General features: G+C 36.2%; 21 protein-coding genes and 1 pseudogene. 10 read left to right on the top strand and 12 right to left on the bottom strand.

Annotated elements, in window-relative coordinates:
• Positions 1 to 10: 10 nt before the first annotated feature.
• Both HXY53_09605 and HXY53_09600 read right to left on the bottom strand, forming a co-directional pair.
• Entirely contained in the window at positions 11 to 178 is a 168-nt protein-coding gene (locus HXY53_09605) for a hypothetical protein (protein ID NWF76801.1), read from the bottom strand.
• Positions 179 to 243: 65 nt separating this feature from the next.
• Positions 244 to 1,710: a DegQ family serine endoprotease gene (locus HXY53_09600; protein NWF76800.1), complete on the bottom strand. Its 1,467-nt coding sequence runs from the start codon at positions 1,708 to 1,710 to the stop codon at positions 244 to 246.
• A gap of 97 nt (positions 1,711 to 1,807) precedes the next feature.
• Between HXY53_09600 and HXY53_09595 the strand changes: the two genes are divergently transcribed.
• A complete protein-coding gene (locus tag HXY53_09595) occupies positions 1,808 to 1,975 on the top strand; it encodes a hypothetical protein (protein ID NWF76799.1) in 168 nt (55 codons plus the stop codon).
• Positions 1,926 to 2,183: an EAL domain-containing protein gene (locus HXY53_09590; protein ID NWF76798.1), complete on the top strand. Its 258-nt coding sequence runs from the start codon at positions 1,926 to 1,928 to the stop codon at positions 2,181 to 2,183. The genes HXY53_09595 and HXY53_09590 overlap by 50 nt, the downstream gene beginning before the upstream one ends.
• Before the next feature lies 1 nt (position 2,184).
• Here HXY53_09590 and HXY53_09585 read toward each other — a convergent pair whose 3' ends face one another.
• Complete coding sequence (locus HXY53_09585; protein ID NWF76797.1) at positions 2,185 to 2,736, bottom strand: hydrolase; 552 nt, start codon at positions 2,734 to 2,736, stop codon at positions 2,185 to 2,187.
• Positions 2,737 to 3,009: 273 nt separating this feature from the next.
• On the opposite strand from HXY53_09585, the gene HXY53_09580 reads away from it, so the two are divergent.
• The 6 genes from HXY53_09580 (at position 3,010) to HXY53_09555 (ending at position 9,359) form a co-directional block, all read left to right on the top strand.
• Positions 3,010 to 3,249 (top strand): CopG family transcriptional regulator, encoded by a 240-nt coding sequence (locus tag HXY53_09580; protein NWF76796.1) that lies wholly within the window; start codon positions 3,010 to 3,012, stop codon positions 3,247 to 3,249.
• On the top strand, positions 3,242 to 3,664 hold the full coding sequence (locus tag HXY53_09575) for a PIN domain-containing protein (protein ID NWF76795.1): 423 nt from the start codon (positions 3,242 to 3,244) through the stop codon (positions 3,662 to 3,664). Before HXY53_09580 ends, HXY53_09575 begins: the two co-directional genes overlap by 8 nt.
• Positions 3,665 to 3,730: 66 nt before the next feature.
• Positions 3,731 to 4,690, top strand: coding sequence for an RluA family pseudouridine synthase (locus HXY53_09570; GenBank protein ID NWF76794.1), 960 nt, complete (start codon positions 3,731 to 3,733; stop codon positions 4,688 to 4,690).
• Positions 4,691 to 4,892: 202 nt separating this feature from the next.
• The gene (locus HXY53_09565; protein ID NWF76793.1) at positions 4,893 to 6,014 is read left to right on the top strand and encodes a sensor domain-containing diguanylate cyclase; all 1,122 of its coding nucleotides are present in this window, start codon (positions 4,893 to 4,895) and stop codon (positions 6,012 to 6,014) included.
• Positions 6,015 to 6,068: 54 nt separating this feature from the next.
• Positions 6,069 to 8,231, top strand: a complete 2,163-nt coding sequence (locus tag HXY53_09560; GenBank protein NWF76792.1) for a HEAT repeat domain-containing protein — start codon at positions 6,069 to 6,071, stop codon at positions 8,229 to 8,231.
• Positions 8,232 to 9,359: an HD domain-containing protein gene (locus HXY53_09555; GenBank protein ID NWF76791.1), complete on the top strand. Its 1,128-nt coding sequence runs from the start codon at positions 8,232 to 8,234 to the stop codon at positions 9,357 to 9,359.
• 27 nt (positions 9,360 to 9,386) lie between these two features.
• Here the strand turns inward: HXY53_09555 and HXY53_09550 are convergent, their stop codons facing one another.
• From HXY53_09550 to efp, 8 genes are all read right to left on the bottom strand, one after another.
• Complete coding sequence (locus tag HXY53_09550) at positions 9,387 to 10,466, bottom strand: 6-phosphofructokinase (GenBank protein ID NWF76790.1); 1,080 nt, start codon at positions 10,464 to 10,466, stop codon at positions 9,387 to 9,389.
• Positions 10,463 to 10,978 carry a nitroreductase family protein gene (locus HXY53_09545; protein ID NWF76789.1) on the bottom strand — a complete coding sequence of 172 codons (516 nt, stop codon included), beginning with the start codon at positions 10,976 to 10,978 and terminating at the stop codon, positions 10,463 to 10,465. Before HXY53_09545 ends, HXY53_09550 begins: the two co-directional genes overlap by 4 nt.
• 169 nt (positions 10,979 to 11,147) lie before the next feature.
• Positions 11,148 to 12,782, bottom strand: a complete 1,635-nt coding sequence (locus HXY53_09540) for a sodium-dependent transporter (protein NWF76788.1) — start codon at positions 12,780 to 12,782, stop codon at positions 11,148 to 11,150.
• A 21-nt stretch (positions 12,783 to 12,803) separates the two neighbouring features.
• Positions 12,804 to 13,736: a universal stress protein gene (locus HXY53_09535; GenBank protein ID NWF76787.1), complete on the bottom strand. Its 933-nt coding sequence runs from the start codon at positions 13,734 to 13,736 to the stop codon at positions 12,804 to 12,806.
• Complete coding sequence (gene thiE, locus HXY53_09530; protein NWF76786.1) at positions 13,714 to 14,328, bottom strand: thiamine phosphate synthase; 615 nt, start codon at positions 14,326 to 14,328, stop codon at positions 13,714 to 13,716. The genes HXY53_09535 and thiE overlap by 23 nt, the downstream gene beginning before the upstream one ends.
• A gap of 1 nt (position 14,329) precedes the next feature.
• Positions 14,330 to 15,694, bottom strand: coding sequence for an acetyl-CoA carboxylase biotin carboxylase subunit (gene accC, locus HXY53_09525; GenBank protein ID NWF76785.1), 1,365 nt, complete (start codon positions 15,692 to 15,694; stop codon positions 14,330 to 14,332).
• Positions 15,695 to 15,779: 85 nt separating this feature from the next.
• A complete protein-coding gene (accB, locus tag HXY53_09520; protein ID NWF76784.1) occupies positions 15,780 to 16,220 on the bottom strand; it encodes an acetyl-CoA carboxylase biotin carboxyl carrier protein in 441 nt (146 codons plus the stop codon).
• Positions 16,220 to 16,783: an elongation factor P gene (efp, locus tag HXY53_09515; GenBank protein NWF76783.1), complete on the bottom strand. Its 564-nt coding sequence runs from the start codon at positions 16,781 to 16,783 to the stop codon at positions 16,220 to 16,222. Before efp ends, accB begins: the two co-directional genes overlap by 1 nt.
• 150 nt (positions 16,784 to 16,933) lie before the next feature.
• Between efp and HXY53_09510 the strand changes: the two genes are divergently transcribed.
• Positions 16,934 to 18,301, top strand: coding sequence for an outer membrane protein transport protein (locus HXY53_09510; protein NWF76782.1), 1,368 nt, complete (start codon positions 16,934 to 16,936; stop codon positions 18,299 to 18,301).
• Positions 18,302 to 18,334: 33 nt separating this feature from the next.
• A pseudogene (locus HXY53_09505) lies at positions 18,335 to 19,868 on the top strand (AMP-binding protein).
• On the opposite strand, the gene HXY53_09500 reads toward HXY53_09505, so the two are convergent.
• Positions 19,865 to 20,932, bottom strand: coding sequence for an aminopeptidase P family protein (locus HXY53_09500; protein ID NWF76781.1), 1,068 nt, complete (start codon positions 20,930 to 20,932; stop codon positions 19,865 to 19,867). The pseudogene HXY53_09505 and the gene HXY53_09500 overlap by 4 nt on opposite strands.
• Positions 20,933 to 20,940 lie beyond the last annotated feature (8 nt).

The following is a 20,940-nucleotide window of genomic DNA, read 5'->3' as shown; positions in this document are numbered from 1 at the left end:
TACATATTACTTAACCAATTTTTGCAATTTTCAATCTGCGAAAATTGAAATTCTTATCCTTTTTTAAAAGGTCGATCAAGTCGCTGTAGACTTGTTTGATCCCTAATCTGCAAATAACGCATACACCATCTTCCTGATGTGTTGAATTATCGCATTTTATACATTTTCTGGCTTTCATTTTTTGCCACCACCTTTCGATTTATGACAAACTATCTGATGTTTCTGTCATATCTGTTATTCATGTTATCTTTCAGATAGCAATACGAAGAAAGTCGAGTTCTGTCTGGATATAAGAATAAGGATTTCTTCGTTAGCTTGAATTTTCGAGACAACTGATTCGTAATCTTTCAAACTGTTTATAGGAACCTTGTTTATTTCAATTATTATATCACCTCTTTCTAAATGACCTTTTGCTGGACTATCGTCTTCTATATCTGTGATTATTACTCCGTTGATTCTTTCCGGTATATTCAGACGCTTTTTTAACTTGGGAGAGAGTTCCTGAACAGAGACATTTTTCAATAGATTATCATAAGATTCTTTTACTGTTGTAATTTCTGACGGGAGTTCAGAAATTGTTACCATCAATGTCTTCCTATTTCCTTCTCGAATCAGTTCAACCGCCACTTTCTTGCCAGGTTGAGTATTTGCCACAAGATTTTTGAGCTGTGTTACATCATCAACTTTTTTACCGTTAAACCCAATAATTACATCTCCTCTTTCTATCCCTGCCTGTTTTGCTGGGCTGTTTTCAATCACATCTCCTACAAGAACACCTTTTTCATCTTTAATCCCGAATTGTTCTGATAAATCCGGAGTTAACGATTGTATAGTAACGCCGAGCCATCCTCTTACAACTTTTCCTTTTTGAATTAGATCTTGCATGACTGCTTTTGCCATGTTGCTGGGAATTGCGAACCCAATCCCCTGATATCCTCCTGTTGTGCTGAAAATTGCTGTATTGATTCCAACCAACTCACCTTTTATATTGACAAGAGCTCCACCAGAATTGCCCGGATTAATAGGCGCGTCTGTCTGAATGAAATCTTCATAATCAGCGATTCCTACGTTGGCCCTGCCTATTGCACTTATAATCCCGGATGTTACTGTTTCGTTCAGGCCGAATGGATTTCCGATAGCGAGAACAGTTTCACCGACTTTAAGGTTATCAGAGTTTCCGAACTTAATTGCCGGCAAATCAGTTGCATCAATCTTGATGACTGCGAGATCTGTTTTAGGGTCTGTCCCGATGACCTTGCCTGTGAATTCTCTTTTATCAAATAATTTGATCTTTATTTCTTCAGCATCTTTAATTACATGATTATTTGTAAGAATATACCCACTTTGGTCAACAATTACACCTGAACCGAGTGATGACTGTTTGAATTGTCTTGGTCTCTCAAAAAATCTGAAACTATCATCAAAAAATTTTCTGAATAGCGGATCATCAGGAAATAAAGAGTTGTTACTTTTACTTCTAATGATTTTTGTTGATGATATATTTACAACAGAAGGCTTAACAACAGCAGCAATAGCTGCTATTGCCTCATTTGTCTTCGAGAGGATATCTATGGTTTTAGAAGGTATTCCTGTCTCTGTTGCATGAACATATGAGTTAAAAGTGAAGTCAGAAATAGGGCTCATTATTGTAATAATACTCATGATTAGAAAAATTGTTTTGATATTGAAAAATCTACTTTTTTTTGCCATTTCTTTTCCTTTCTGATATGTAAGATTTATGAATAATTTCTTTTTTATACTCTAATGAAAAAATATGAAGAAATATTGAAGGTAATATGAAGAAGTTATGAAAAGAAGCTTTTATTTGAGTATTCAGATTCATGAACAGGATATTGTTCATACAGTGAGTAGAGTTCTTGAAGATATAAAACTTGATCCGAAGCTGCTTGAGATTGAATTAACAAATGAACAAATTGAAGATTATAGAGCCATTTATTTCTTCAGTTTCCTTTAATAATGCCGAAGAGGTTATTGCCAGAACAATTGTAGCTATGGCACATACTTTGAACATGAGGGTAACAGCAGAAGGCATCGATAAAAAGGAACAATTTAAAATTATTCGATCTCTTGAGTGCGATGAAGTTCAGGGGAATATCATATCTAAGCCTTTGCCAGCTGAAAAGGTGATAAAATTATTATCAAAGAAAAAATTTATAAGATAGGCTACTTAATCCGTCTTGATATTGCTTTGAACTCTTCTGTGCCTGCTATTTTCAATATCTGAAACAGAACAATTTCAGTGCATGTTATAACAGCACCGGCATCCCGCATAAATTCAATGCCTGCTTTCCAGTTTTCTTTAGTCCTTGAACTGACTGCATCTTTTACAACATGAACGTTATATCCGTTCTTTAGTAGTGATATGCATGTCTGGAGGACACAGACGTGGGCTTCCATCCCTGCAATTATTATTGTTCTTTTATTGAGTTTCTCAATTTCATCCAAAAATGACTGTTCTTCGCAACAGGTGAAGGTCATTTTTTCTAAAGGTCTATATTCTGGTAATGCTTTCCGTATTTCTTCAACAGTCTGACCGAGTCCCTTTGGATACTGTTCTGTGAGGATAATTGGGATACCATATGTCTTTGAAAGTTCAATAAGATGAAGACAGTTTTGTATAACTGTTTCTTTTACTTTCATAACAGAAGCCAGTCTTTCCTGAATATCAATAATGACTAATGCGGTATTGGTTTTATCAAGAAAAAATTTTTCCATAAATGCTCCTTTTGTAAAGATTACGAACAAACCATAATGCTGTTTGCACAGTATATAAAATTTTTCATCATCAATCAATATATTCATTCTGGCTTAATTAAACGTTCGGACATTAAGTTATAAATGGTTAATGCAGTAATGGTTTTCTTGGAGTTTTTTCTGCATCTTGGAGCAAATAAGTTAAATAATTATTTTGACATGTCCATGGTGCATTTGACATATCACATTAATATGTGATACACATAATTATGTGATAAATAAGAGGAGGTTTGTATGGAACGTCAGAATGTAACATTGTCACTTCCCAAAGCGATGCTGAAAAAGGCTAAGATGCTGGCTATGAAGAAAGATAAATCGTTAAGTGCCCTGATAAGGGAATCCCTTGAGGAAAAGATCAAAAAGGATACAGGGTATAAGGAAGCTATGGAACAGGAAATAAGACTTATGGAAAAAGGCTTTAATCTGGGTACAGGTGGCCATATGCCCTGCTCGCGAGAGGAATTGCATGAATGACGATAAAGTGTTTGTAGACACAAATGTAATTGTGTATGCATATGACAAAGATGCAGATAAAAAGCATAAGATTGCTGTGAGTCTTATGAAAGACCTGTGGCACTCGGGGCTTGGGATTATAAGCACTCAGGTTTTACAGGAGTTTTTCATTACACTGACAAAGAAAATACCAAGGCCTTTGAAAGTGGCGGTTGTACGGGAAACAATCAAAAGACTTTCCAGATGGGATGTAGTCTTGATCGATGTGGACATAATGATAAGGGCGACAGAAATACAGGAGAGATACAAATACTCATTCTGGGACTCTCTAATCATCGCTTCTGCAATAGGAAGTGGGGCAAAAGCTATTTTTTCGGAAGATCTTGCCGATGGTCAGACAATCCAGGGAGTTGTAATAAAAAATCCTTTTAAATGAACATTATCAACCTGCGAGATGAAGTAATAAATTATTTTATTCGGCTGAATGAGAGGCATATTATTTATGTCATTTAATAATATCATTGTGAAATTGTCAGAGAGTGGTGAGCGGATTGATACCTTCCTCGCAAAAAAGACAGGGATTACCCGCTCTCAAATACAGAAGCTTATAAAGATCGGGAATATCCTTGTTAATGAGCGCTCTGCAAGTCAGAACCTCAAAGTCAGGGTGGGAGATGAGATTGCAATCACTATGCCTCATGAAGAACCCGAAGGACTTGTCCCTGAGCCAAAAACACTTGATATCCTGTATGAAGATGATCATTTAATTGTGATTAATAAAGCTGCCGGGATGATTGTGTATCCTGGTGCTGGACATAGCCATGGAACGCTTATGAATGCTCTTGCATACCATAGAAGGAAACTTGCAACTGTCGGTAGCCCTTTAAGGCCAGGGGTTGTGCATAGGCTTGATAAAGACACTTCCGGAATCATGGTCGTTGCGTTGAGTGACGAAGCCTATTACAAACTCGTTGAACAATTTAGACACAGGACAATTAATAGAAGGTATATCGTACTTGTGCATGGAAACCTTGAAAAAGATCATGGTGAAATTACATCCATTATAGGACGGTCTAAATATGACAGAAAAAAAATGTCAACCCGTGTGAAGATAGGCAAGGAAGCTGTCACACGCTGGAAGGTTATTAGAAGGTTTAATATCGCAACACTACTTGAAGCAAGACTTGGCACAGGTCGCACACATCAAATTCGAGTACATTTTGCTTCTATTGGACATCCTGTGCTTGGAGATAGGATTTACGGTAAAAAGATCGAGGTTGAGGCAAAGGTTAATGGGAAAAGGGTTGTAAAAATTAAATTCCCGAGACAGATGCTGCATGCAGAAACACTTGGTTTTACTCATCCAATAAATGGCCTCTATATTGAATATACAAGCCCAATGCCTGAGGATATGAAGGAAAAGATTTTAGAATTGAGGGAACTCACTGAAGAAGAAAGGTAATTTTTTAATTTGGAAATTCTTAGTTTTCTATTCTTAAACCCTACGAAAGTAGGATTGATTTTTTAATTATATGCTTCAATACTAAAATTAAGATATATAAAAAAGAGTTGAGGGGTTCAGGGTGCCTATAAGTTATCTGATAATAGGATTAATAATCGTTATAATAAGTATTTCTATATATTTTTTGAGAAGATCTTTGCATGTGAACGGTAAACAGGAAAAGAATATGAAAAATCAGGATAATTCATATATGAGGGAAATCATTGATCGAGATCGTCAAATTATAAATCTTAATTTAAAAATAAATAAATTAGTCGAACTTAATAGCCGTTATCTGTCTTTCATGTTTAAGATACCGTATATTATTCAGCGTCTAAATACAACGTTGATATTACAGGAGATAATTGTATCTATTATCGAAATGGTAAAAAATATTGTTCTTACTGATAAAATTGGAGTGTATCTATTTGATGCATTGAGTAATAAGCTTAACAGAGTTTATATGAATGGTATGCCGCAACAGGAAATAGATTCGTATGCGCTGGGGGAAGATCTCATAGGTGCTGTTGCAAAACACCGGTTTATAATGATGAGAGAGGATTTCAGCAGGATGTATCCTCAAAAACAGAGTGATAGAAATGCAAAAACACAGTTCTGGATGGCAGTCCCGATTATCTTTAAAGACAGACTCCTTGGTGTTATCGGTATTGGAGAAATAGAGAACCCGATTGGAAATGAAAGTGAACTGTTGAAGATGATTGCAGATATATCAGGGGTGGCACTATTTAACCAAATACTTCTCAATGACGCACAACATAAGGCAAATACAGACCCATTAACAGGGTTGAATAACCGTAATTATTTTTTCCAGATGGCACAGCATTATGTAGAAAAATCAAGTCATGATGGGACTGTAATATCATTATTTTTATTAGATATAGATAATTTTAAGCATTATAATGACACAAATGGTCATGATGCAGGCGACAAACTTCTTATAGAAATTAGTAAACTTATACGCAGTTCGAGTAGAAAAAATTCAATTGTAGCTCGATATGGAGGAGAAGAATTTATAGTCATGCTGCCCGGCATAGCAAAAGAAGATGCCTACATATATGCAGACCGACTTAGAGAACAAATATCTCATTATACTTTTAATTACTTTGAAAAACAACCTCTCGGTTTTGTATCAATCAGTGGAGGAGTAGCAACATTTCCGGAAGATGGAGACACAATCAATAAAGTTATCAATTGTGCCGATTTGGCGCTTTATGAGGCAAAATCTAAAGGCAAAAACCGTGTTATGGTATATAAAGCTCCGTAAAAAGATAATAAAATTGAATGATTAAGATATTCTTTTACTAAAAAATTAAAGATTATGACTAAAGATTTTGATAAGATACCACTTGATGCAAAGCTTCTGAGTTATGCCATAATTGAGCTTAATATTTCACGACGAAGCGTGGGAATCTATCCAAAAGGTCACCCATCAGTAGAAAGAGCAATAAATCGTGCATTCAAATTCCTTAATCAGCTTTTTGAAATTAGACCAAGGATTACATTTGCCATTGCAAAAGATACAATTATTTTAGATGAATATCATCTCGACAGAAAAAATCCTGTTTATAGAGAATTTGCTCTTTCACTCAGCAAAATGAATATCGCATATATAACATTTAAAAATGGTATCACAAAAGATGAACTTTACAACTTTCATAGTTTTCTCACAGAAAAGACAGACAACCTGAATGTTAATAATTTAGAGGGAGTTTATCAAAAATATAAACTTAATCATATCGAAATTGGTGTTACAGATTATAGTAAATTTTTGAAAACTGATCAAAAAATAGTTCAACAATCTAATAATGTATCTCTATGGGAACGTTACATATATGGCTTGCTCGAAGGTAAGCTACAGAATGAAAAAGTATCTGATGAATTAAGAGAAATACCCCCCGAATTACTTGCAAAGATATTAAACAAAACTGCAGTTCGAAATCTGAAAGAAGAAGCATATGATAAGGTAATAGCAACTTACATAAGAAGTTCCCCTGAACATATTTTTTCAAGTAATAATCTGAAGAGATTATTAGAATTAGTAAATAATCTAAGGCCTGATCTTAAAAAGCAGTTTCTCTCATCTGCAGTGAAAACCTTTTCGAAAGATACTGAGTCAACTTATCAAACAATGAAGAATATATCGATTGAAGAAATTGAGGATTTTCTTAATGTTGTTAATGAACAGCGGGTCACGGTGCCAGAACCTCTTATGGAACTTATCAAAAAATTATCATTGTCAACCAGCGTTGAGAATAAATCTGATACGATATATATCGATGAAGACGAGTTGAGAGATGATGAATTTTTACTCTCAAATTATGAAGAGTTTTTTAGCGATGAGACACACGATAAAGAGACAGGAATATCTCTTAGCATGAATGATCTTCAAGAGATCCAGTCACTTTTAAAATACGATGCCTCTGTATTAAAGTCGCTACATCTAATTGAATTCGGAAATGAATTTAATGAAGACCTTATAGAGAAGAGATTTATCCAGCTTATTCTTGAGATGATGTATTCAGAAACAGTTTCAGAACAAGAATATCAGTCATTCATGAATATCCTTAAAGAACAGACTGAACAATTATTGTGGATTGGCCAGTTTGGTCAGTTTTTCGAAATACTCAAAGCAATAGAATTGAATAAAGCTTTATACAGATTTGTTTCAATAAATTCAGAGGTTATTCAGTATTACCATTCTCCTGAATTTATTAAAATATTGATTGATTCTTTCAGGATTTTAGGAAGACAACAGAGAAAAGAAGTATCGATGATATGCGATTATTACGATAAAAAAATTATACCTTATTTGATGGATGCACTTGCTGAGGAAGAATCACTTATTATCAGACGTTTTTTGATGGAGCTGATTAAGCAATTCGGCAATAAAGTGATTCCTGAAGCAATACGCCGACTTGAAGATGACAGGTGGTTTGTAAAAAGAAACATGATTTATATTCTCAATGAGATTGATTGCAAAGAAGCAATTGATTCAATAAGACCGCTCAGCCTTCACGATAATCTTAAGGTAAGCATTCCAGCCATTAAATATTTATTGAATGCAGGAGATACCTATGCCAAAGAATTAATAAAAAAATTATTATACACAAAATCAAATGACCTCTTTGAACAGGCTGTTGCTCTATCGGGCGCTTTTAGAATAAAGGAAGTTGTTAGCGATTTAATTCAATTGCTCAAAAAGAAAGATATGATCGGAGAAGATATTCTTCGAAAAAAATTGATTGTCAAAGCTCTTGGGGATATAGGTGATATCCAGGCACTGAATACTTTACGGGACTTGCTTTCAGGCAAAAGTATCTTATTTGGGAAAATGATGGAACATCTGAAAGAAGAGATATATAAGACACTTAAAAATTATCCTTATCATTTAGTAAAAGATTTAGTTGAAGCCGGCTTAAAATCTAAAAACGATTTAATAAGAGAAGAGTCCTCAAGGTTATTTAAAGAAAAGGAAGGATAAGTGAAGCGTTTGAAAGAATTCATATCAGTTTTTATGTCTGCTATATCAAACTGTGCCCTTTACTCAAAAGATCATGACTTTATAATTGAATTAACCGAGAAAGCCTTTTCTATACTAAATGAATTTCTTAAAGGTTCGGATCATTTTGAAATAATGATAATTGAAAACGATCTTATCATCAATAATAGTCCTGCCAGAGAAACAGGAATTCATGGGAAAAACCTGCTAAAAAGACTTAAAAGAAAAGGGATTACACATATTGAATTCTTTAGAGGGATTACATTTCAGGAGTTGAAAAGATTTATTGTTGATATTTCAGTTGCAGGGAAAGAAGCTCAATCCTCTCCACATATAAAGGTAGGTGTTGTTGACGTTCATATTGGTGGGGTTTCACTTGATAGAGATTTATTATCCGAGCAAAGCTCATCCTCTTTTACCTCAGAACAACTTATGAAAATTAAGAATGAATTTTCAAGAATTTCACCCTTTAAAAAGCTTCATGTTGTGGGATTTGAAGAAATAGTAGTTCAATTTATTATAAAGTTGAAGAAAGAGATTAATATACTGAAACTACTGAGTCCTATAAAATCGCATAGCACTTCAGATTATATCCATGCAACAAATGTTGCAATACTTACTCTGTTTCAAGCTCAGACACTTGGGATTAAAGAAGAACTTCATCAAGATATAGGACTTGCTGCACTTCTTCATGATGTTGGAAAATTATTTATTCCCAGAGAGATTATTGAAAAAGAGTCTTTTTTTGAGGTAAAAGAAAACGATGTAATGAAACTCCATCCAGTTTATGGAGCTCAATATCTTGCAAAGATAGACGGTCTTACGCATCTTGCTCCTATAGTTGCATTTGAGCACCATCTCAGATATGACGGGCGAGGATACCCAAAACTGAAAGCAAGTAATATAAAACAACATATTTGCAGTCAGATGATAGCGATTTCAGATTCTTTTGATAATTTAACTGTAAAAACGTCCTATCGGAAAGCTTTAGACATAAAGGAAGCGCTTGTAGTCATGAAAACAAAAGATGAAGGATTATTTAATCCTTTTTTGATAGACAATTTTATACGCTCTATACATTTAGCATTGTCTCAAGATTTGTCAGGATAAAATACCAATTACATTATGAGGTTCCAGTTAGTCACCGAAGCTTATTCCTAAAGAACGTGCTGTCTGCATGACATCAGAATTTAGAGGCACAGACTTCATCTTTCCAATTGCCTCTTCAATGGGTACATCTATAATTTTAGTCGATTGAAGTGCAACCATATTCCCAAATTTGCCAGCTTCTGCAAGTCTGACAGCTGCTGCCCCGAGTCTCAAGGAAAGAAGTCTGTCGAAAGTTGTAGGAGCACCACCTCTCTGTAAATGACCCAGAACTATATCTCTTGTTTCTTTTCCAGTTTTTTTCTTTATTTCTTCTGATACCCTTTTACCAATGCCACCAAGTCTTAAAGCTTCACCAGGTTGGACTCCTTCAACAATAGTTATTTCTCCACCAACAGGCTTTGCTCCTTCAGCAACTACTACAATTGCATAATCCTGACCAATCAAAGCAAGCTGTCTAATTTTATTGCAGACTTTTTCTATGTCAAAAGGAATTTCAGGAATTAAAATCACATCTGCTGAACCTGCTATTCCCGAATGAAGTGCAATCCACCCGACAAATCTTCCCATTACTTCTACTACCATTACTCTATCATGTGATTTTGCTGTTGTATGGAGTTTATCAATAGCTTCGGTGGCAGTGTTAACAGCCGTATCGAAACCGAATGTAACATCTGTAGAACTGATGTCATTATCAATAGTTTTAGGTACACCAATTATGGGCATGCCTTTTTGTAGAAATCTGCTTGCAATGCGAAGACTTCCATCTCCACCAATCGCAATGAGTGCATCAAAACCGAGCGCTTTGAAATTTGTTAAGATGGTATCGGAAATGTCAGTTTCAACTAAGTTACCTTCAGATGTTTTGACAGGATAGTGGAAAGGGTCACCTTTACTTGCTGTTCCAAGAATCGTGCCTCCTATGTTTGTAATATCCCAAACAGACTCTGGTGTGAGACGGATAATCTGTTTGGTATCTATAAGCCCCTGATACCCATATTTTATACCATAGACTTCCCATCCTTTTTTATGTGCAGTTAGAACTATTCCTCTTATAACTGCATTTAATCCAGGAGCATCACCACCGCCTGTATTAACAGCTATTTTCATTCTATTACCTCCACTGCTTCGTGTTTTGAGACTCTCGGAGGAGGAGATGGAATCTTTGAAGGAAACCCGACAGGCACAATAGCAACAGGCCTCAAGTAATTGGGCATCTTCAGAATCTTGCTTACCTCTTCTTCACGGAATGCGCCAACCCATGTAGAGCCGAGTCCATTTGCATGAGCTGTGAGCATCATATTCATAATACTACATGCGACATCCTGAATTGAATATAAATAAATTCCACGTTCACCATAACGAAAAGATATACGGCTGTCTGTGCATCCAATGACAACAAGAGGTGCTTCAGCGATGAAGTTCTGGTTCAGAGCAGCTACAGCTATCTTTTTTTTAATATTCTCATTTTTTACAAAATAAAATCTTCTTGCCTGAAGATTGCCTGCGCTTGGTGCCCATATCAATGCGTCTATGAGCTTTTGAATCAACTCTTCAGGTATTTGCTTTTTATGAAAATCCCGTATGCTTCTTCTTTCTTTAATAATTTTTAGAATGTCCATAATTCTAAAACTTCATTCAACTTTTATTTGTCAATGCTCTCTTTTCCCCTGACACTCTTTTTTCTTTCATGTTGATTCCTGTCATTGAATAATATGCGATAGAACGAATAGAAAAAAATAATGCTCACAGAACCCCATGCAAGACATATAAAAATCCATCCCTGCCAGGTCATTCTAAAATCTCCCTTTTTCTCCACACAAGGAAGATAATAAAACACAATCCGATAAAGATTGTAATCAAAAAAAGACGGGTAACCCATACTGCCCATCCCATTTCAACTCCCTCAAGAGCTATTTGTGAGGTATTTCCTTTAAAGAAAGGAGACGCAATATTCTGATAAATCCATGTTGAAAAAATAATTCCTAAAAAGACCGGCGTGATATATTTTGCAGTATAATAAAAAAAACGTGGAACTTTCATAACTGCTCCCCGATGTATTTCTTTCCATGTTTTATCTGCGCCGAAAAGCCACATCATCAGGATGACCTCAACAAACGCCAGAAGAGGAGGGCCGAAAGTTCCAGCCCAGAAATCCATCACCTGCCATCCTCCCCGGAGAAATATCGGGATATGACTGCTTAAAAACCAGAATAGACCTAAAAGTATAGCTGCTTGACGACGTGTTAGTTTTATCTCGTCTTCAAGAAAAGCCATCATTGGTTGTGCCATTGCAACTACTGATGTTAATGCAGCTAAAAATAAAAGGATAAACCATAAAGAGCCTAAGACATTCCCTACTGGTAAAAAACTAAAAATAGCAGGCATAGATGTAAAGCCGAGATAGAAAGAACCTTGGGAGGCAATTATCTGTGCTGAGCTAACGCCAAAAAAGGCAGCAGCAGCAGGAATAGTGAGAGAACCACCAAGGATTACTTCTGCAAATTCATTAGCTGATGTGGTAGCTAAGCCTGTTAAGACTACATCATCATTCTTGCTTATATATGATGCATAACATTGAATTGCCCCGAACCCTAAACTCAGTGTAAAAAAGACCTGTCCAGCAGCCTCTAACCAAATGTAAGGATCTAACAAGACGAATATTTGTCTGCCATCTCTTTCGATAAACCATTTCGGTTCCCACAGAAAAGAAAATCCATCCATTGGTCCAAATTCTCCTGACACAGGGTGTCCGAGAGTAAAAACACGTATGACAAGAACTATTGCTATTAAAAATAGCATGGGCATAGCAACTTTTGCTAATATCTCTATGCCTTTTGATACACCTCTGACAAGAATCCAGAGGCTGAGTAATAAAACAGCAATAAATATAAAGTAAGTGAAAAATTGCACTTGCAAAAATTCTCCACAGGGTTTTCCAGTGTATGAAATTCTGAACTCATCAAAAGGTCTAAGAATTGTTTCTGCAATCTGTGGGGTGCTCAATCCATTATTCAGAACAGACTGGTCTACCTTAGGGAATTCATTTAAAAGAATGTAAATCCCGAAGCCCAGTGTCCAGCTGCCAATATAAGTATAGTAAATTACAATAATTGTTGGGATAAATATACCAAGTACTCCGAGATATTTTGCTATTGGGTTTTTCCAAATAACATGGAACATCCCAGGAGTTGTCCCATGCCCTCTCATACCTCCAAAACGACCTTGCGCCCATTCAAGCCACATAATAGGAATAGCCATAATAATTAAGGCAATAAAATATGGTATCATGAATGCGCCACCGCCATTTGCAGCTGCCTTTCCAGGAAAACGCAGAAAATTTCCTAACCCTATAGCATTTCCTGCCATAGCGAGGACAAGACCTATCTTTGTTTTCCACTGGTCACGAGGCGATATATTTTTCATTTAGTTCTTGTTATATCCTTCCTATGTGCTGCTTATAATAACGACTGTCTGATGAATACATCGCTGCATTACAGTTGAACTAACCCCTCCGAGAATAAAGTCTTTGAAGGCAGTACGTCCTTTGCGACCTAAAAGAATGGTATCATGGTTGTGTTCATCAGCTTCCTTCAAAATCTCGTCAGCAGGATTTCCTACTCGTATTTTTATAGTAATAATTCCTTCATGGATATCATTTTTGAGCAATATCTGCTTAGCTTCATCAAGTATTTTTTTTGCCTCTTCTTCTAAATCGACTCCTTCCAATAGTTTTGTTTCATAAAAAGCAAGATTGATAACCCTCAGAAGAGTAATATTTTCGATAAATTTGCTTAATGATTTAGCAAGAAATGCCCCGTGTTCAACTCCTTTTATCGAATAAGGTGAACCATCAACTGGAATAAGAATTTTCCTTACAGGGCAAGTTATCTCATGTGGAATTTTTTGGCCAACTATATAAACAGTTTGTTTTGACGCATGATGTATAACCTTATTGGTAACGCTTCCCAGTATAATTCCTGTAAGCTCCGAAATACCCCTTCTGGCCATAATAATTATTGAAAAATCTTTTTCCTCTGCTAAACGAATAATTTCGTTTGATGGTTCTCCTTCAGAAATAAATTTTTCAACCTGGATTGAGATACCAGCCTCTTTAAGTATTTTTTCACCTTCATCCAGTGAGGGTTTTATGTTTAAGTCGATATGCCTCTGTTTAAATTTTTTGAAGGAGTCAGATTGTTTCAATATTTCAGAACGAAAGTCAAAAAATGGGATATGACTTTTCATGTAACGTCCTGTAACAACTCTCAAAAGGCCAATTCTTTCGATAGTTTTTCCCAATGATGCTACGAAAAAACCAGCGAACTTTAATGCTCTTTTGGAGTAATCACTCCCGTCAATTGGCAGTAATATATTCATAAAAAGCTTTTACATTATTTTCAATATCACCGCTTATAATTGCGGATGAAACAGCAACTGCATCAACACCTGTTTTAATTACTGATTGGATGTTTTCAAGGGTTATCCCTCCGATTGCAACTACTGGTATCTTTATCTTGCTTTTTAGTTCTTGAAGAATTTCGGTGCCTTTCGGAATGCCAGCTTCTTTTGTTGTTGTGTGAAAAATAGGACCGAATCCTATATAATCAGCCCCTCCATTCTCAGCATCTAATGCTTCTTTAAAAGTATGAGTAGATATACCGATTATCTTTTTATCGCCAATGATTTTGCGTGCTTCTATAAGAGGAAGGTCCTCCTGCCCCAGATGTACTCCGTCTGCATTAACAGCATATGCTATATCAGTATGATCATTAACGATAAATACAGCATTAAAGGCCTGTGTAATCTTTCTTAGTCTGACTGATATGTTATAAATCTCACGTCTTGTTTTTTCTTTTTCTCTGTATTGTATCCATCTTACTCCGGCATTAAGTGCACGCTTTACCATTTCTTCACATGTTAGATTATTATTTTTACGATTAGTGATAAAACACAGACCATCTAAAAACATACTATTTGTTCACTTGGCTGTTGTGATTTATTTTTTCTAAAAAGTTTGTATTATAATTTCCACTGAGGAAATCAGGATTCTCCAGAACCTTTTTATGAAACGGTATGGTTGTTTTAACGCCTTCTATGATGAATTCATCAAGTGCCCGTTTCATTTTAGCTATTGCTTCTGAACGATCCTTCCCATGAGCAATTAATTTAGCAATTAATGAGTCATAATGTGCGGGCACCACATAACCTGTATAAATAGCTGTGTCGACTCTAATACCGGGACCGCTTGGTATTGCAAGAAATGTTATCTTGCCAGGAGATGGGATAAACCGTTCAGGGTCTTCCGCATTTATTCTGCACTCGATAGCATGCCCAAACTGTCTTATCTGGCTTTGCTTGAATTCAAGCGGTAATCCAGCTGCAAGCTTTATCTGTTCTTTTATTATATCGATACCAGTGACTTCCTCTGTAACAGGGTGTTCTACCTGAATACGTGTGTTAATCTCTATGAAGTAAATGTTACCTTTCTGGTCAACAATAAATTCTACTGTGCCAACATTCCTGTATTTAATAGCCCTTGCTGCTTTAACGCCCAATTCACCAATTCTTTTTTTAAATTTTTCAGTAGTTGAAATTGGAGAAGGGGATTCCTCGATAAGTTTCTGATGTCTTCTCTGTATTGAACAGTCTCTTTCATTAAGATGTATAGTATTACCTTTATTATCTGTCATGATCTGTACTTCAATGTGTCTCATTTCTGGAATGAATTCTTCTATATAAATCTCACTATTGCCAAATGCTGTTAAAGCCTCTCTCTGTGCCATATAAAATAACTGCTCGAGATCCTTTTCTTCTTTTACGATCTTCATGCCATGTCCGCCGCCACCAGCAGATGCCTTCAGCACTATCGGAAATCCTATTTTTTTTGCTACTTTTATAGCTATTTCTTCATTGATTACTGGTCCGTCGCTGCCTGAAACAACAGGAACTCCTTTTCTTTTCATTGTCTGTCTGGCCTTAGCTTTATCCCCTCCAAGCCTTATATTCTCAGGCGTTGGCCCTATGAAAGTTATACCTGATGTTATACATGCTTCTGCAAAATGGTAGTTTTCAGAAAGAAAACCATATCCTGGATGGATTGCGTCAGCATCAGTAATTTCAGCAGCACTCAGTATAGCAGGAATATTTAGATAACTCTGACTTGCATTGGCAGGACCGATACAAACAGATTCATCAGCAAGTCTAACATGGAGAGACTCTCTATCTATTTCAGAGTATATAGCAACTGTTTTTATACCGAGTTCCTTGCATGCTCGGATAATTCTTATAGCAATCTCACCACGATTTGCAATGAGAATTTTTTTAAAGAGTTTCAATTGAATACCACCTTCATTTTTTTATTAATCTCCCCACCTCCTTTTGGAAAAAAGGAAGAAGTATTGAATCTCCTTTTATTATCGATTAAACCGGCTCTATAAGGAATAATGGTTCACCATATTCAACAGGTTGTCCATTTTCAACGAGTATCTTAACAATGATTCCGTCAACATCACTCTCAATTTCATTCATGAGTTTCATCGCTTCAATTATGCATAGCACCTGGCCTTTATTGACTCTGGTTCCTACTTCAACAAAAGGATCTGCTTCAGGTGAAGGAGATCTGTAAAATGTTCCGACTATTGGAGAAGTAACGGTTACAAGCCTTTGTGTTTCATCTTCTTTCTCTTCAATGACTTTTTCCTGTGTTACTGGTCCCGTAGGTTTATGAAGAGGTATCTCTATAGAAGATAATATTTTTTCCCTTTTGATTTTTATCTTTGTGCCATTTTTTTCAATCTGAAGTTCTGTAATATCTGTTTCCTTGAGTAATTCGAGTAAATCTTTTAGTTCCTCAAGTTCCATTATTTAACCCTTTCTATGTACTCTGATGTCCTTGTATCAATTTTTATTGTATCGCCCTCATTTATATGAAAAGGGACTTTTACAATCGTCCCTGTCTCGAGCATTGCAGGTTTTCCTCCTCCTGAAGTGGTATCTCCTTTAAAGCCAGCTGGGTCTGTTTTTTTAACGATGAGCTCAACAAAAGTTGGTATCTCGACACTTATTGGCGTATTTTTATGGTATAGGATTTTAACTTCCATATTCTCTTTGAGAAATTTTTTTGCATCGCCTAATTGTTCTTCCATCAAGGGAATCTGTTCAAAAGTCTCCGAATCCATGAAATAGTATATGTTATCCTGAGAGTATAAATATTGCATAGATTTTTCCTCAAGCCCTGGTTTCTCCATTTTCTCACCTGAACGGAAAGTCTCTTCAAGAACCGCGCCTGTCTTTAGATTCCTTAATTTTGTCCTGACTATAGCACCACCTCTACCCATTTTTACATGTTGAAAGTCAATTATTTCATAGGGATCGCCTTTATATTCAACTTTTATTCCCCTCTTAAAGTCACTTGTAGATATCAAAATAATAACCTCCGTTTATTCCATTTATAAAGTGTAATATTTTAGCATTTTCTGAAATTTTTTCCATCTTATGTAGTATTTTTTTCTTGACATTGATTCTTAAGATATGTATTGTTACCCATTTAAAATTATTAAAAAAGGGAGGGGTTAATGAAGAAAAAACAATTTTATATTCATTCGAGAAATCTTCTATTTCTGATTGGAATTATTATCTTTATCTCATCCAGTACTGCACTGGGTGCAGGGTTTGCTCTTGTTGAACAGAGTGTGAGCGGACTTGGTAATGCCTATGCAGGAGGTGCTGCGGCTGCAGAAGATGCAACAACGATTTTTTATAACCCTGCAGGTTTAACCCGACTTGACGGCCAGGAGATGATTTTAGGTATCCATATAATTAGTCCAACTGCAAAATTTCATAATGAAGGGTCAACTCATATAACAGGAGCTCCTCTTGTTGGTGACGATGGTGGCAATGGTGGTGTTACTGTAATGCTTCCCAATCTTTATTACAGCAAGAAATTCAGTGAACGACTTTCCATGGGAATTGGTATCAATTCTCCTTTTGGGCTTTCTACAAACTATGATGAGGGGTGGGTAGGACGCTATCACGCACTCGAATCAAAGGTAATAACGGTTAATATGAATCCATCAATTGCTTATAAGATAACTGATCAATTGAGTGTTGGAGCTGGTTTCAGTGCTCAATATTTAAAAGCCAGGCTTTCTAAGGCCATTGATTTCGGGACTCTTGATGCGATTGGTGCTTTCGTGCCACTTGGTATTCCTGCAAGAGCACTTGGACTTACTCCTCAGTCATCAGATGGATTTGTAAGCCTTGAAGGTGATAGTTGGGGGATGACATATAATCTGGGACTTCTCTTTGAATTATCTAAAAAGACTCGCTTCGGTGCAGCCTATCGCTCAAGGGTTGAACACACTTTGCGTGGTGATACTGATTATAAAGATGTCCCTGCAGGACTTACTCCAGCTCCTATTTTCAAAGATGGTGAGGCAGAAGCCACTATTACTCTGCCTGATAGTTTTTCTATAAGTGCTTTCCATCAATTTAATTCCCAATGGATGATAATGGCAGATTTCACATGGACAAACTGGAGCCTTTTTGATGAACTGGTTGTAAATCCTGACAATCCTTATCAAGACAATGATGTAACAGTTGAGAATTGGCAGGATAATTACCGTTATTCGGTTGGTGTAACATATTTGCCGATCAGGGATCTTGCAATCAGGGCAGGTACTGCATATGATACTTCGGCTGTTAAAAGTAAACAATACAGGACGCCGCGTATTCCAGACAGTGACCGCATATGGGCTGCACTTGGTGTTGGTTATAAGCTATCGAAAATGTTCGGTTTTGATATCGGATATGCTCACTTGTTTGTGAATGACCCTGAGATAGATAAAGACCCTGTTGACGAAGATATGTTACGAGGAGGGTTGAAAGGATCATACGAAGCGCATGTTGATATAGTGAGCATCCAGTTGAATCTGATGTTCTAAGATATTTATTTTAATTGCATTTTTCAGGTTAATATGCTTTTACACCAACACTTTGTGAAGATTGCAAAGAGATATCAGAATAAAATTGCATTTATTGATAGAACTTCTGACAAAAGAGTTACCTATTCAAAGGCTCTAATTGCCTCTCTGATTCTTTCAGAAAAATTTAAGAAATATCCTGAGGGTTTCTTGGGAATTATGATTCCTACTTCTGTCGGCTGTGCCTTATCTATTCTCGGGACTTTGATGAGTGGGAAAACGCCGGTGATGATCAATTATTCTACTGGAGCTGCAAACAATGCTGTATATGCACAAAGGAAATGTAATTTCAAGACAATTATTACCTCCAAAGCCCTTCTCGAAAAGATTAACTGCCCTGTGCTCGATGGGATGATATTTATTGAAGATATTATGGAAGGAGTTACTAAAAGTGAAAAGCTGAAAGCTGCTATAAAATCAAAAATGCCAATTCCAATTTTACTCAAGATGATTCATAGTGGAAATGAAGATGATAACATCGTAATACTCTTTACAAGTGGAAGCGAAAAAGAGCCAAAGGCAGTTCAGCTTACTCACAGGAATATATCATCAAACATAAAGAGCTTTAGTAATGTGCTGAAAATGTATGATAGTGATATTATGCTTGCTAATCTGCCATATTTCCATGTATTTGGCCTGACTGTAAACCTATGGACACCGCTCTATTTTGGTATGACAATCGTTGCATATGCAAATCCTCTTGACTACAAAATGATCTGTGCCATATTAAGAGAAGAACGGCCTACTGTAATGGTCGGTACTCCAAGTTTTCTCTGGGGTTATCTCAGAAAATCAGAACCGGGTGATTTCAAAAGTTTACGTCTTATTGTAAGTGGTGCAGATAAATGTCCTGATGTTCTCAGAAAAGAGTTTCACGAAAGGCATGGAATTGTTCTCTATGAGGGCTACGGTACAACCGAGACATCACCTGTTATATCCGTAAATACTCCGGAAAGAAATAGGCCTGGCAGTGTTGGAATTGTATTGCCTGATGTGAATGTATATATTGAAAATTACGAAACAGGTAAAGAATGTAGAGTAGGAGAGGTCGGTCGTATAATGGTGAAAGGTGACCTTGTAATGAAAGGTTATCTGAATGATTTTGAGGAAACCTCAATGCGTATTCGTCATGGATGGTACGATACAGGTGATATGGGTTTTTTTTGATAAAGATGGATATCTCTGGCATGCAGGCAGATTAAAGCGTTTTGTCAAGATTGGAGGTGAGATGGTTTCACTTGTTAAGGTAGAGGATATGGAGGATATGCTCGAAAAAAATCTTCCTGAGGGTGTTTTCTGTTCAGTGGTTGAGGTTCCTGATGCACTTAAGGGTGTTAGAATAGTTGCTGCTGTTACCAAAAAGATAGACGAAAAAAAGATTTTGAAAAAGATGTCTGAACATTTACCAAATATTGCACTTCCTAAACAATTTATTGTGCTTGAAGATCTGCCCAGAATGGGAAGTGGAAAGATAGATTTCAGGAGTGTCACCGAGATTGTGCAGCAAAAACTCCGTATGCAGGGTTAAATGATTTCCAATCTTTTTGGAAGTGATGTCAAAACAACAGAATGTTTTTCACCTACCAATACCATATCTTCAATCCTTACACCACCAAAATCTGGGATATAGATTCCCGGTTCTATGGTAAAGATCATATTTTTTTTAATCTTTTCTTTAGTGTTCCAGCTTATACGTGGTAATTCGTGTATTTGTAGGCCAAGTCCATGACCGGTTCCATGTCCGAAAAATTCTCCATAGCCGGCCTTTTTAATAACCTCTCTTGCTTTATTGTCTATCTCTGAGCAATATTTGTCTGGTGAAACATGAAAAAGTGCTTTTTTATTTGCATCTAACACGATTTTATAAATCTCTTTTTTCCTTTGAAGATTCTTTCCTTTTATAAGAAAGGTTCTTGTTATATCAGAAAAGTAACCATCCGCCTCTCCACCCCAGTCTATTATGACCAGATCCCCGGGTTGTAATTTTTTTTCAGAAGGTTTCGCATGGGGCATAGATGAATTCCTGCCTGAGGCAACAATTATCTCGAACGGGATTCTGCTACAGCCTATTTTTTTAAGTCTTTCTTCAAGCCGTAAAGCTATTGATTTTTCTTTTATCCCCTGTCTTATATATGGTTTGATTTCAAGAAAAGCAATTTCTGCTCGTTTCAAAGCTTTACGTATAGAGGCTATTTCATTCTTATCTTTTGTAGTGCGTAATTTTTCGACCAGTCCTTTCAGTGGTTTTAGTATTGTTCCTATTTTTAATAAATTTTTATAAAACTCAAATGTAACTGAAGATTCAAATCCGAGATTTTTAATATTAAGCTGTTTTAGAAGCCTTTGAATTGTTTGTATTCTGTCCCCTTTTTCAATTACGATATCCCACCCAACGATTTCTTTTAATGATTGCTCTTTATATCTGAAATCCGTGATAAATACGTTTGCTTTCTTAGTAATAAAAACAAATCCTGAAGAGCCAGAAAATCCAGTCAGATATCTGACATTTATAATGTTTGTGACAAGAAAACCTTCAGCTTTATTCCCGAGTAGTTCTCTTAGATTATGCAGTCTTTCTATATAGAAATTCATGATAGACC

This window comes from Nitrospirota bacterium, from assembly GCA_013388455.1.
Lineage (GTDB): Bacteria > Nitrospirota > Thermodesulfovibrionia > Thermodesulfovibrionales > SM23-35 > JACAFF01.
This window is presented reverse-complemented; position numbering and strand designations above follow the sequence as displayed.

Coding starts and splice junctions, on each gene's coding strand:
- HXY53_09595 (NWF76799.1), top strand. CDS start 1,808: ATGAAAAGAAGCTTTTATTTGAGTATTCAGATTCATGAACAGGATATT.
- HXY53_09540 (NWF76788.1), bottom strand. CDS start 12,782: ATGAAAAATATATCGCCTCGTGACCAGTGGAAAACAAAGATAGGTCTT.
- thiE (NWF76786.1), bottom strand. CDS start 14,328: ATGTTTTTAGATGGTCTGTGTTTTATCACTAATCGTAAAAATAATAAT.
- HXY53_09550 (NWF76790.1), bottom strand. CDS start 10,466: ATGAAAATAGCTGTTAATACAGGCGGTGGTGATGCTCCTGGATTAAAT.
- HXY53_09605 (NWF76801.1), bottom strand. CDS start 178: ATGAAAGCCAGAAAATGTATAAAATGCGATAATTCAACACATCAGGAA.
- HXY53_09600 (NWF76800.1), bottom strand. CDS start 1,710: ATGGCAAAAAAAAGTAGATTTTTCAATATCAAAACAATTTTTCTAATC.
- HXY53_09585 (NWF76797.1), bottom strand. CDS start 2,736: ATGGAAAAATTTTTTCTTGATAAAACCAATACCGCATTAGTCATTATT.
- HXY53_09580 (NWF76796.1), top strand. CDS start 3,010: ATGGAACGTCAGAATGTAACATTGTCACTTCCCAAAGCGATGCTGAAA.
- HXY53_09500 (NWF76781.1), bottom strand. CDS start 20,932: ATGAATTTCTATATAGAAAGACTGCATAATCTAAGAGAACTACTCGGG.
- HXY53_09560 (NWF76792.1), top strand. CDS start 6,069: ATGACTAAAGATTTTGATAAGATACCACTTGATGCAAAGCTTCTGAGT.
- accB (NWF76784.1), bottom strand. CDS start 16,220: ATGGAACTTGAGGAACTAAAAGATTTACTCGAATTACTCAAGGAAACA.
- HXY53_09545 (NWF76789.1), bottom strand. CDS start 10,978: ATGGACATTCTAAAAATTATTAAAGAAAGAAGAAGCATACGGGATTTT.
- HXY53_09575 (NWF76795.1), top strand. CDS start 3,242: ATGAATGACGATAAAGTGTTTGTAGACACAAATGTAATTGTGTATGCA.
- HXY53_09535 (NWF76787.1), bottom strand. CDS start 13,736: ATGAATATATTACTGCCAATTGACGGGAGTGATTACTCCAAAAGAGCA.
- HXY53_09570 (NWF76794.1), top strand. CDS start 3,731: ATGTCATTTAATAATATCATTGTGAAATTGTCAGAGAGTGGTGAGCGG.
- HXY53_09590 (NWF76798.1), top strand. CDS start 1,926: ATGAACAAATTGAAGATTATAGAGCCATTTATTTCTTCAGTTTCCTTT.
- HXY53_09510 (NWF76782.1), top strand. CDS start 16,934: ATGAAGAAAAAACAATTTTATATTCATTCGAGAAATCTTCTATTTCTG.